Below are 12587 nucleotides of genomic sequence, written 5' to 3' on the forward strand. Positions count from 1 at the left end.
TTATAAATAACTCAATTATTTTTGTGCGCATTTTGGTAGATAGGTAGGTGTCATGTGGTTTTGCTGACGTTCATGAGGGTATCTCGTGATATTATGACGCTATTCTCATTGGTGAAACTGACAGTTAAAGGCGAACATGACAAAAATGATTCCGGCGTATCAACGTATAAAAAACGCCATATTAGACAACATTCATTCTGGTAAATGGCAAGCGGGTAATGCGATTTCGACAGAAATGGCACTGGCAGCGGAGTTTGGTGTGTCGCGGATGACGGTGAACCGTGCGCTAAAAGAGCTGAGCGAAGAGCGGGTATTAGAGCGTCGGCAGGGGTCGGGAACGTTTGTCGCGCAGCAGCAGTTCAATCATACGTTTGTAGAAGTGCGTAATATTGCACAGGATTTAAAATCTGCCAATCGCGATTATCAGGCACAAGTAGTGAGTAAGCGCACGCTAACTGCCGCTATGTTGGACGATGAATTACGGCGTAAATTTGGTATTGATAAGGATGATGATCGTAATGAACACGAAGTAGCTGTTTTATACGAGGTAAAAATCATTCACTTTGCCGATGGTCAGCCCATACAGTTCGAAGAACGTTGGGTAGATGCGAATAAAGTACCAGCGTTTATCGAGCAGGATTTTAGTGTGGTCAATACCAGTGACTATCTCATTGCCAAAAGTCCACTAGAGCGTGGCAACTATACTATTCGGGCCTTAGCGGCACTTGATGAAGTAGCCAGTGCACTACAAATTGCCCCGCAGTCACCGACGCTCGTATTGCGTCGCCAGACCTACTCGGCAGGCCAAGTCGTTACTTTTGTGAAAATGTGGCATGCTGGTGATCGCTATCAGTTTTCAGGTGAATTATAGCCAGCACCTTACGTATACTCACTGATTGTGTACGTTTTTTCTGTCTAAAGTGAGATACTATATCCATAAGCTGGTATTTAATGAGCAGCAATTACTATTTATTGAATAGTAATAGGATTTGAACAAGCGTTAAAAATTCAAAAATAAACTAGAAATAGCATTGAAAAATCGCCTAAATAACCTCAAATTGGGCAGTCAAAGCCGAATATTGCAGGACAGTTTATACTGTTCTCTTGTGCCGGCTTTCCCTATTTATTAGCTTTATGCGTTTTCACTTTATTCATTTACTCTTATAAGGACGTCTTATGAAACGTCGTACTCTTTTAGCCCTTGCCGCCAGCACTATGTTCCTTGCCGCTTGTGGTCAATCTACTACCAACGAAGCCGATACCACGGCAACTGACAGCGCTGCAACAGGCGGTTCTGATTTGCTACAGCGTATCAATAATGGCGGCACCATCAACGTCGGTACAGAGGGTACTTATCCTCCGTTCACGTATCATGATGAGAGTGGCAAACTCACGGGTTATGATGTCGAAGTGACGCGCGCAGTGGCGGAAAAACTGGGCGTAGAGGTTGAATTCAAAGAAACCCAGTGGGATGCGATGCTGGCAGGTTTGGATTCAAAACGCTTTGATATGGTGGCCAACCAAGTCAGCTTGACGACGCCTGAGCGCTTAGCTAAGTACGATAAGGCTCAAGCTTATAGTTGGTCGGGCGCGGTTGTATTGGCACCAACGGACGATAATCGTTATAGCTCGTGGGAAGGCCTAAAAGGTCTACGTACGGCGCAATCACTCAGCAGTAACTATGGTGAACTTGCAGAGCGTTACGGTGCAGAAATCGTTCCTGTTGATGGCATGGCACAAGCGATTCAATTGGTCAAACAAGACCGTGCTGACTTTACGATGAATGATAACCTTGCAATATTAGATTATCTGAAAAAATTCCCAGACAGCGCGCTTGAGATTAAATTGGTTGCTCCTGCTAGTGAGCAGACTGGTTCAGGATTAGTCTTGATTAAAGGCGATGATGCTGTTGTAGCAAAATTAAATGAAGCAATGGCTGCGCTACAAGCTGATGGTACGTTGACCAAGCTTAGTCAAGATTTCTTCGGTGCTGATATAAGTCAACAAAAATAATGCTAGCTTCTATAACCTCATGGATAGCTGAATTGCTGGCATTGTTGCCATTCATGGATCCGGATCGGGCGCAGATTGTCATCAATTCATTTTGGCCAATGCTCAAAGGCGGTATCTATTATTCGATACCGCTAGCGTTGATCTCATTTGCGATTGGTATGGCGATTGCGTTGACAGTGGCGCTGATTCGTATCATTCCGCGTGCCAGCTGGTTCCATGAGATTGTCTACAGGCTTGCTCGTATTTATGTGTCTGCGATTCGCGGTACACCGATGCTGGTACAGTTGTTTATCATCTTTTACGGACTGCCTAGTGTTGGACTGAAGCTTGATCCGTTTCCTTCCGCGATTATTGCCTTTTCGCTGAATATTGGTGCTTACGCATCGGAGACGGTGCGCGCCTCTATTTTGTCCATCCCAAAAGGACAGTGGGAAGCAGGATCGACCGTTGGCTTGACGTATCTACAGACTTTCCGCCATGTTATTTTGCCGCAAGCACTACGAGTGTCGGTGCCGCCGTTGTCTAATACCTTTATCAGTTTGGTAAAAGACACGTCGCTTGCATCATTGGTGCTCGTCACTGAGCTGTTTAAACAAGCGCAGATTATCACGGCTCGTAACTATGAGTTTATGCTGGTCTATACAGAGGCAGCGGTGATTTATTGGGGTATTTGTTTATTCTTGACCTTTATCCAAGGCAAGCTTGAAACTAGGCTTGATCGTTACGTGGCGAAATAGCGCCAGATAGCAATAGGTTAGTATGACATTGCTTACTGACCTATTGCAGGATAGCTTTAGCATCATCAGCACAACAGGAACCTTTATGATTCAAGTCACCAATATTCACAAAGCCTTTGGTAGCAATCAAGTGCTCAAAGGCATTGATTTGACCATCGAAAAAGGCAAAGTGGTCGTGATATTAGGACCATCTGGGTCAGGTAAAACGACTTTTTTACGTTGTCTTAATGCGCTGGAAATTCCAGATCAAGGCGTGATTGCTTTTGACGATGACAGCCTTACGGTCGATTTTGCCACTAAACCTAAGAAAAAAACCTTGCTCGCACTGCAACGTAAGTCAGGTATGGTTTTTCAGTCTTATAATTTGTTTCCACATAAGACAGCCATTGAAAACTTGATGCTTGGACCAACGGTGGTGCAAGGACAAAGCAAAGCGCAAGCCCGCGAGCAGGCAGTGGTCTTGCTTGAGAAAGTTGGTCTGTCAGATAAAGCCGATCTGTATCCGTTTCAGCTATCTGGTGGTCAGCAGCAGCGTATTGGGATTGCACGTGCGTTAGCTATCGAACCGTCATTATTGCTGTTCGATGAGCCAACGTCCGCGCTTGATCCAGAGCTGGTACAAGACGTCCTTGAAACGATGAAACAGCTTGCGTCTGAAGGCTGGACGATGGTCGTAGTCACGCATGAGATTAATTTTGCCCGTGATGTCGCCGATCATGTGGTTTTAATCGAAGATGGTGTTGTCGTCGAAGAAGGCAGTGCCAAGCAGTTGTTTGAGGACTCAAAGCATCCTCGTACGCAAGCATTTTTACAGCGTATTGATCAGAAGTAGGCTTGAGATAATTCAAGCTGTCTATTAGCTCTTCTTATCGTACAGTGTTCGTCTTTAAGCGATGAAACCAAGAAACCCCAACTATGATGTCATGGTTGGGGCTTTTTTATAGAAACGGATAGAGTGTATTTTAAATGAGCAAGCAAGAAAAATTGATATCAGCAGTCCTAATATTTGAATGTTCAACAGACCCTATATCTTTTGCCGTTGTTTTAACCAACGAGGTACGCGCGTAGCAGTACCGTTTAACACCGCATTTAATAAAGCCGCGAGCAAAATAAGCGCCACGCCCAGATACTGAATCCAAGACAAGGATTGATGTAGTAACAGCACCGCAAGGGCAATCGCAGTCAACGGTTCAAAAATCGTAAAGACTGATGCGCGAGTGGCGGGCAATTTTTCTAACGCTTTCATGTATAGCCCGAAAGGCACCACGGTACCCAATAATGACAACCCTAAAACATAGCCCCAAGTCAGTAAAGGTAAAGTGAGCAGCTGCTCATAGGTATTATAGGTGTCGGGCAAGAATAGTAGTACGCCGGCACTAATGATAATGGAAGTAAAGAATACCAAAGGGGCAGGGTGAGCATCGTGCATCGCGCGCTTGCCCAACACGCCATATAAGGAGTAGCACATTCCTGCTGACAAGCCGAGTAAAATACCCCAGTTGACTTGCGCTTGCTCGCCCAGCATCGTTAAGCCGACACCAAACACTGCCATTAATGCCAGCAAGACTGATTTGCGTGTAATGGACTCACTAAGCAAGAATTTCGAAAATAATAAGCTAAAAACGGGTGCGGTATATAGCAAGGCGACAGCAGGTCCAGCACCGACGTAAATCACCGCAAAAAAATAGCATAACGACATACCAAGCACACCTATCAAAGACTGGAGCGCCAGTCCGAGCCATTGCTTGGGTCGTAGTTTGATCAGATGTGGCCACAGTTTTGGTAGCATGGCTAGAATAATAAATGCTGCCGTGACGATGCGTAATATCGTCACTTGCCAGCCGCTAAAGCCAATTTGATTAAGGTAGGTAGAAAATATACCTAACGTACCCCAGCAGACAGCTGCCGTAATGATTTGGATAGTGCCTATCCATGATTGCCGCGCTGACATGACGCTATCGGTGTTTGCCATATTATTTTCTTCTTATTATCTAAGTGACACAAGGTTTTGTAAGATTACCAGCGACTCAAGTCAAGCGCCCGAGCACATACTGAAAGTCGCGCAAATAAGAAAAGACAACCTGATGAAAGGCTGTCTTTTGTTTGTTTTTTAGTCTATCACTAAAAGAGAAGAAATGGCTACTAGGGTGTACCCTAAATTTAATCAATCCACAAAAACCACGCTTGTTCTCGGGTATCGTTTTGCTGAATAAAGCACACTTTTTCAGCTTGGGTTCTTGGTTGATGTTTGACGTCGGCACCGCAGTCTTTTGAACGCTGCTTTATCCACGCTTGCTGCTCTAGCTTTAAGTCGTCTGCCATCTGTGTGCCATAGAGGCGTCTGACCTCCTGCCGTGTATTATTGTAGCCACTATTTAACGTTTGGTCGGAGGTTTTATACATCGTATCAATCAGTTTGGCTTGCGAAACCAATGGCAAATACGTGCGGTTTTCTGTGTAGAGAAAAGTATCGCTATCGGTTGTCCAGTTACTGGTTATGTATAGCTCATTACTTAAGGGATCTATAAATCCATTGAAGTCTTCACCCTTAAATGTATAGCCCTGAAACCCACAAGGGGTCACGCCATCATTACACACACTGTGCTTGGTTTTGGCAGGATAAAGCTTGACGGCATAAGGCGTGTTACCGAGTCTTTTGCCCGCCTGCTTTGTTTGAAGCAACAGCCCTACATCAGGTGCGACCAGTAGCATATTGTCACAAGTCACGCTGCCTTCTGCACAGTCTTCATAGAGATTCAGACGCTGACCTTGAACGTCCATGCCCAATATAAAGTTTGCCTCGATAGGTGCCACTGCTGAGCTCATAAAAGCCACTAGCATCAGGCTAGCAAACACTGTCATACGTGTGACTGAGCGCTTTATATTTGGGGATATGATAGACATGATGGATCTATACCTGCATTAAAAAATTACTTAACAGACGCTTCGCACCTTCAGTCGCAAAGGACTCTGGGTGAAACTGTACGCCTTGGATGGGATAGTCTTTGTGCGCCAGTCCCATAATCTCATCCCCAGTCAGCGCTGACTCATCAAAGCTCAAATCCGCACGGCTGTCATTGGCGACCACAGAGGTAATCGTGAGGCAGCTTGGTATGGTATCGGCTTTCACAATTAGTGAATGATAGCGCATGATCTCAAGCTCTTGCGGCAGGCCTTGATAGATACCTAAACCATTATGGCGAATCGATGAGACTTTACCATGCATCGGTACGCTGGCACGCACCACATCACCACCGAACACATGAGCGATACCTTGCATACCTAAGCAGACGCCTAGTAGTGGAACGGTCTTACCCAGTGTCTCTATGACTTCTGCACAGATACCAAAGTACGCTGGATCATCGGGGGAGCCAGGGCCAGGTGAGATGATGATTCTATCCAGATTCATCGCTTGCACATCTGCTAAGGTAATCTCATTGTTGCGTTTAACGATGACACTGGCTTCTTTATCACTGTTCAAGGTTTGCAAAATCTCACCCACATATTGGTAGAGATTGAAGGTAAACGAGTCGTAGTTATCAATAATTAAAACATTCATGGGTCATAAACTCTTTTGTAAAAATATAGCTAGGTAAAATATGGTCAATGTACGAATTACGGTTGGTACAAATTACAGTTACATAAAGCTGTCTAATACGACTTTCATCGCAGACAGTTTACGCTGAATCTCTAAGTATTCATCGGCTGGGTTTGAGTCATAAACGTTGCCACCACAAGTTTGGGCATAGGCAGACTCGCCATTGATGAATAGACTGCGAATAGGAATGGCAAAGATACAATCACCATTGAAATTAAACGAGCCTAATGCGCCGCCATAAGCACCGCGTCCGTCTGGCTCTAGCTCATTAATCACTTTGATGGCTTCTACTTTAGGCGCGCCTGATAGGGTACCAGCAGGGAAGTTGCTGGCAAGGGCACTAAACATGTCTTCATCAGGGTGCAAGATACCAACGATTTCAGAAGAAATATGCTGTACGTGTGAGAAGCGTTTGATATCCATCAAGCTACGGACTTTTACCGTACCAAATCGTGCCACACGGCCAATATCGTTACGATGCAAGTCAACTAACATATTGTGCTCGGCAATTTCTTTATCATCGTTGAGCAGTGCGCGGGCAAGCTTACGGTCTTCGATCACATCGACCCCGCGCTTGGCAGTGCCTGCGAGCGGATACGTTTCCATTTCACCCTGACGCAAGCGGAATAGCAGCTCAGGAGAGGCACCAATGATGCACTGCTGAGCGAATTTCATAAAGTACATGTGCGGTGATGGATTGACGGCGCGCAGCTTTTCATAGATTGGCATCTTGTCACCGGCAATACGATATTTAGACTTAAAGCCTACCTCACACTGAAAGATACGCCCAGCGATGATGTCCTCTTTGACTTTCATGACGACATTGGCATGCTCCTCTTGGCTCATGCCATCACCTAAGAACTCGACTTTCGGCGCTTCATAGCTAGGCGTTGGCTCATTGAGTAGGGCCTTGATTTGCTCAATACGGTTTTCTTGCTGAGCGGTCGGGTAATAAAAATAGAAGATTTCCCCCGTCATTTTATCTAGGGTCAATCCATCTAAATACACACCAAACTTAAATGGCTCAAAATCTTCGCTGGCTTTTGCATTAAGGCTAGGCTCAAAGAAGTTAACGCAGTCATAACCCAAATAACCGACCAGACCGCCGCTTTGATCGCGGGCGATGACATGCTGCGGCGTGATGGTACGGAGCAGTTGGTAAGGGTTGTCAGTTTGATAACGGCTGGTTTCAGCGGTTTTATTATCGGTAATGGCAAGCGTAGTGCGATCTAATGCAGCTATGGTCGTGACAGGATCAAAACCTATCGCATGATGGCGTGAGATATGGCTGTCTTCGCCCAATGATTCGAGCAAATAGCAGGTATCAAAAGCGCTCTCGATGCGTTTGAATAGCGCAAAGAAATCAATATCTTGCGTGAGCTTAATACGCTTTGGTTTGCTCGGAATATCAATAGGAGCAGGCTTGGTCTGTATGCGAATAATAGAGGTCATAACAAAGTCCGAAATTCATCAAATGTGTGTCGATTAATAAGTAAGAGAGTAGCAATTAAAAAGGTGGATAGTGCTGAAATAAATGGCTTAAGAGCGGCTTCTATGAGTGGCCAGCAACGCGCTCACGTCATGGCTTTGCTTAGCCTTGGCGCCGCGAGAGACAGTGGCGATACCAACGCGTAGCTGCTCAGAGATATCACGTTGCGTGATGCCGCGATCAAGCAAATCAAAAATCCGAATACGGTTGGCGATGTCGTGCTGCTCTTTATCCGTCAGCAGTGCACTGAGCAGCTTGTCGATATCTGAGCTATCAGTACAGTTCGTCAAATGTTTCACTAAGCTCTGATAAGGATCTGTAGTCATAATAGGTAATCTTAGCCAAAGAAAATAGATAAGTCGCTCATCGAGTAATTTTTCGCTGAGAACTATCTTGTTTCAGTATTCTAGTACAGTAGTACAAGAAAAACAAGTGCTAGACCATATCGTTATTATTGATCAAGACAATCACTAGTTGATCTTTCATCAATGCTAAATCAGCCGTGCTTATAGCCCTGCATACTCTTGTATTTGTAATTATCAAAGCATCTCATTTTATATTCGTGCTTGACCAGCATTATTCATGCAAATTTTTATATTAATTATTGCCAAATTGTTAATACTTCGTTATTATGCCTCTCATTATTTAAACGCTAATAATTATCATTAACATTAATAATGTTATTCGCACGATGAGTCAAGTGTTTTAAAGTACTAAATCTTCTGATAGGCACTATTTCAAAGGTTATCTAACGACCTTTGAAAATAATTCTAAAAATTCTAATTTCTGATAGTCAATAAAGTGAGTGTGTTATGCGCGAAGTAAAGTTATCTAGTCAATTGACGGTATTGTCAATGGGTGTCGCAGCAGTACTGTGGACGCAAGCTGCCAGTGCCGCAACGGCAGCAGATATGCCAAATACGACGTTACAGACTATTACCGTAACAGCGAATAGCTCAGTACGTAACGCTGTACAAGAAGACTCTGTCTATATAGATGACTATACGCCAGCGGCACAAGCCAGCCACTTGAGCGATTTTCTGGACGTTGTGCCAGGGGTAAGCGTGGGCGGTACATCATCGGTCAACCAACGTATTCGTGTACGTGGTCTTGATGATACTAATTTAAAAGTAACGATTGATGGCGCACGTCAAGAAGGCGCTTTGTTCTACCATATGGGTGATGTCACCATCGATCCAGATCTGCTAAAACAAGCAGAGGTATCAGTCGGTAATAACTCAGTGACGCTAGGCAATGATGCTATCGGCGGTGCGGTTGCTTTTGAGACAGTTGACGCGGCAGATTTACTCAAGCCAGGTCAAAAAGTAGGTGCTAAGCTTCATACGGGTTATGCTAGCAACAATGATGAACTGCTAACCTCAGCCACTGTTTATGGTACGCCAACAGAGAATATTGATTTACTGGCTTATTATGGCAAGCGTGATGCCAATGCTGGCGAAGACGGCAAAGGCCGTAAAATCCAAACTGAAGACAGCGAAGGCGAAAACATCCTATTGAAAGCTGGTGCTTATGTCGGTAGTGATCATCATGTAGGTGCTAGCTTCAGCCGTACCGAAAACAAAGGCAAGTTCCCATTACGTCCAGATTTTCCTGCTGGTGGCTGGAACCCAATCATTCCGCAGGAAGTCAAACGCGATACCTACGCGCTTGACTACGTTTACAGTCCTGCCAACCAGTTGGTCAATGTAGACGCCAATGTATATCAGACCAGCACGCAGATTTTGCGTAACTCTGATGGCGAGCCTGGGTTTGAGTTTGATGCAGAAGTAAAAACCACAGGCGGCAAAGTACAAAACACCAGTATCGTCGATAGCAGTATCATCAATGGTGTGCCAGGGGTTCATAAGTTAGTCGCTGGGGTTGAGCATTACAAAAAAGAATCTGAGATGACACGCGACTTTGGTAACACCAGTACCGATGAAGCGACCAATACCTCAGTCTATCTAGAAGACCAATGGCAAATGGGTAAGCTTAGCTTAACGCCAGGTGTCCGTTATGACCGTTATGAGTCTCCAGAGTATGTATCTGCTGGCAAGACTTATGACAATGTCGTTGGCGCATTAGCTGCTAGTTATGAGATTGCACCACGTACCCAAATATTTGCGAGCTATACTCAGTTATTTAATGGTCCAGACCTTAGCCAAACGATTTTTAATTCCGATGGTGTTGATACCTATGTGAACAATGATCTAAAAGCAGAAGAAGGTGACAATGCAGAAGTCGGTATTGCTACAACGCTGCGCGGGCTGACTATGGCTGATGACTCTTTAAAGTTAAGCGCTAAATACTTTGAAACCAATATCGAAAACTATATTGAATTTGTACGTGCAGGTGGTAGTAGAACTGGTATGAATTGCACAACTGGCCAACTAGGTACAAGTGCTGCCCCTGAAGCCTGCCAAGGTGTCATTAATAATGACGAAGATTTCAAAATCAAAGGGGTAGAGCTATCAGCCGACTATCGAGCAGATAACTTTAACATGGGTCTAAGCTATGCTCGTGCGCGTAGCAAAGGCGAAGATACTGGTTATAACATTTCTTCTGTCAGTGGTAGTGGCTCTGAGTCTGGCGACAAGTACATGATCAACATGGGTTACGCTCCAACCAACACTACCGAGCTTGGCTGGCGCAGTACTTATGTAGCCGATGTGACACCGAATACCGCTGGTGATGACAACGAAAAACCAGGCTATGACGTGCACGATATCTTTATGACTTATACGCCAACTCAAATCGAAGGTTTAAAAGCCACACTAGGTGTATACAATATCTTTGATAAGACTTATGCGAGCCATGCGTCACGCAACTCTATCGATGATGCCTATACTGATTTTGAGATGGGACGTAATATCAAAACGTCTTTAACGTATCAGTTCTAATTTAGTTTATCTAGTTTAAGTCTAATAGTACTTATCAAGTCAGCTGTCTTTACATGAGAGCTGGCTTTTTATTGCCTATTAGCTTTTAAGTTGGCTACAACAGCAGTGACGTGCTAACTGATAAGTACCTACTAAAACAACATATGACAAAGAACCAAGACCAATGATTTCACTTAATCTTCGCCAAGCCTGCTTATGGATTCACCGTTATACTGGGCTTGCCATGGCAGCTTTTTTAATTATCGCCAGTATCACTGGTGCACTATTAGCTTTTCATCATGAGCTCGATGATGTGTTCAACCGTAAGCTGACCAGTATTGACGCACAAAACGCACCGCTACTCTCTATTGCCGAGCTGCATGACAAAGTCATTACAACGTATCCTGAGTATAATTTTTCAAGTATGCCTACGTCTGTATCGCCCGATAAGTCAGTGATGTTTTCAGTCGATAGAAACCGAGATAAGGGCAAAAACCAACCGAAAGCACCGTTTCAAGAAGTTTATGTGAATCCCTATGACGGTAACATCATTGGAACTCGTGATAAGGAGGCATGGGCATGGCACAACACCATGTGGAAAGTGTTTTGGTTACATCGCGACTTATTGCTTGGCGACATTGGTAAATGGGTCTTGGGCATTGTCTCACTGGTCTGGACTATCAATTGCTTTATTGGTTTTTATTTAACCTTTCCACGAGCGGTTAAATCAAATAAAACCAAGCAAGCTTCTAACAAAAAGCGCGCCTCGCTTTTTAAACGTTGGCTACCTGCTTGGAAAATTCGCCGCAAAAACAATCTGTTTAAACTGAATTATGACTTGCACCATGCCTTTGGATTGTGGCTCTGGGGCATGTTATTTGTCATCGCTTGGTCGAGTGTTGGCTTCAATTTACAGCAAGTCTATCGACCTGTCATGCAGGCAATCGTTGGGCTCGAAGGCAGAGGCGAAAAACAAGAAAAAACAAAAAAACCACGTGAAAAAGTTGGGCAGACTGCTAGTGCAGACAGGGGTGCGAGGATTGGCGCTGCAAAGGGCGAGACTTTGAATAACGAGGCTAGTAATGTCGATGCTATGGATATTGTCAATAAAGCCAATAGCATTGCTTATCTAAGCGAACAGGCAGACATCGCTGCCAAAAGTAAGGGCATGACAGTACAACAGCTATTGGGCGTACGCTGGGTAGAGGATGAAGGTCAATGGCAACTGCGTTTTAAAACAGATAGAGATATCGGCAAAAAAGGCGGCGCTTCGTCTATTACTGTCGATGCAAGGACGGGTAGCATCGAGCGTGTAAATTTTGGCTATCAAAGTTCATCATTTGGCAGCAAAGCCGATCAATGGCTATCGACCTTACATATGGGGCATATTAGTCAAGGTATTGGCCATTTACTGTATCAAATATTTTTAGCATTGATAGGTTTGGCTGTGACCATATTGTCCATTACTGGTGTTTATCTATGGTGGAAAGGGCGTCAACAGCGCTTAAAAGCGTTGCAAAAGGGTAGGTAATATTGCCAGATTTCTAAGGTAAGCTTTTAATTCAGTAAATAGCTATCTACTGAATTAAAGGCATACCCTAGTTATCACTTGAATTGCAAAAATATTGTGTATGCTATCAAGACAGTAAAAATAAAGGAAGAAAATCTTTCACCTAGCATCACCCATTTATGCCATGTATTATTTTCATCGTAGTTCTTTGTGTAGTCTACTGAAGAGATGTTTTGAGTAAAATCCATAGGAATAACCACCAATCTTAGAGCATATAAAGTTATTCCTAACCAAAAAAAGGTATTTGATATCTCTTTATTTAAAGCATTAAAAATGAATAAGCAAAAGCTAATTACTAAAA

Annotated in this window: 11 protein-coding genes; 6 read left to right on the forward strand and 5 right to left on the reverse strand. The window is 44.1% G+C overall.

The features are described from left to right. Positions 1-145: 145 nt before the first annotated feature. The 4 genes from hutC to IE130_RS00270 all read left to right on the forward strand — a co-directional run bounded on the left by hutC (position 146) and on the right by IE130_RS00270 (position 3582). On the forward strand, positions 146-871 hold the full coding sequence (gene hutC / locus IE130_RS00255; RefSeq protein ID WP_189582410.1) for a histidine utilization transcriptional repressor HutC: 726 nt from the start codon (positions 146-148) through the stop codon (positions 869-871). Positions 872-1176: 305 nt separating this feature from the next. Next, on the forward strand, positions 1177-2013 hold the full coding sequence (locus tag IE130_RS00260) for an amino acid ABC transporter substrate-binding protein (protein WP_189579988.1): 837 nt from the start codon (positions 1177-1179) through the stop codon (positions 2011-2013). Beyond that, on the forward strand, positions 2013-2750 hold the full coding sequence (locus IE130_RS00265; protein WP_275691767.1) for an amino acid ABC transporter permease: 738 nt from the start codon (positions 2013-2015) through the stop codon (positions 2748-2750). Before IE130_RS00260 ends, IE130_RS00265 begins: the two co-directional genes overlap by 1 nt. 85 nt (positions 2751-2835) lie before the next feature. Beyond that, positions 2836-3582: an amino acid ABC transporter ATP-binding protein gene (locus IE130_RS00270; RefSeq protein ID WP_010201060.1), complete on the forward strand. Its 747-nt coding sequence runs from the start codon at positions 2836-2838 to the stop codon at positions 3580-3582. Positions 3583-3774: 192 nt separating this feature from the next. On the opposite strand, the gene IE130_RS00275 is transcribed toward IE130_RS00270, so the two are convergent. The 5 genes from IE130_RS00275 to IE130_RS00295 all read right to left on the reverse strand — a co-directional run bounded on the left by IE130_RS00275 (position 3775) and on the right by IE130_RS00295 (position 8163). Next, entirely contained in the window at positions 3775-4722 is a 948-nt protein-coding gene (locus tag IE130_RS00275) for a DMT family transporter (RefSeq protein WP_189579991.1), read from the reverse strand. Positions 4723-4910: 188 nt separating this feature from the next. Continuing rightward, complete coding sequence (locus IE130_RS00280; RefSeq protein ID WP_189579995.1) at positions 4911-5654, reverse strand: lysozyme inhibitor LprI family protein; 744 nt, start codon at positions 5652-5654, stop codon at positions 4911-4913. Between the two features lie 7 nt (positions 5655-5661). Then, positions 5662-6309: an anthranilate synthase component II gene (locus tag IE130_RS00285; protein ID WP_189579999.1), complete on the reverse strand. Its 648-nt coding sequence runs from the start codon at positions 6307-6309 to the stop codon at positions 5662-5664. 78 nt (positions 6310-6387) lie between these two features. Next, complete coding sequence (locus IE130_RS00290) at positions 6388-7800, reverse strand: anthranilate synthase component I family protein (RefSeq protein ID WP_189580002.1); 1413 nt, start codon at positions 7798-7800, stop codon at positions 6388-6390. Between the two features lie 87 nt (positions 7801-7887). Further along, entirely contained in the window at positions 7888-8163 is a 276-nt protein-coding gene (locus IE130_RS00295) for a Trp family transcriptional regulator (protein WP_189580005.1), read from the reverse strand. A gap of 486 nt (positions 8164-8649) precedes the next feature. On the opposite strand from IE130_RS00295, the gene IE130_RS00300 reads away from it, so the two are divergent. Together IE130_RS00300 and IE130_RS00305 are read left to right on the forward strand one after the other, a co-directional pair. Further along, positions 8650-10737 (forward strand): TonB-dependent receptor domain-containing protein, encoded by a 2088-nt coding sequence (locus IE130_RS00300; protein WP_189580009.1) that lies wholly within the window; start codon positions 8650-8652, stop codon positions 10735-10737. 163 nt (positions 10738-10900) lie between these two features. Further along, positions 10901-12247 carry a PepSY-associated TM helix domain-containing protein gene (locus IE130_RS00305; RefSeq protein WP_189580012.1) on the forward strand — a complete coding sequence of 449 codons (1347 nt, stop codon included), beginning with the start codon at positions 10901-10903 and terminating at the stop codon, positions 12245-12247. The last annotated feature ends 340 nt before the right edge of the window (positions 12248-12587 follow it).

Origin of the sequence: Psychrobacter glaciei, from assembly GCF_014652895.1 — a bacterium.
Lineage (GTDB): Bacteria > Pseudomonadota > Gammaproteobacteria > Pseudomonadales > Moraxellaceae > Psychrobacter > Psychrobacter glaciei.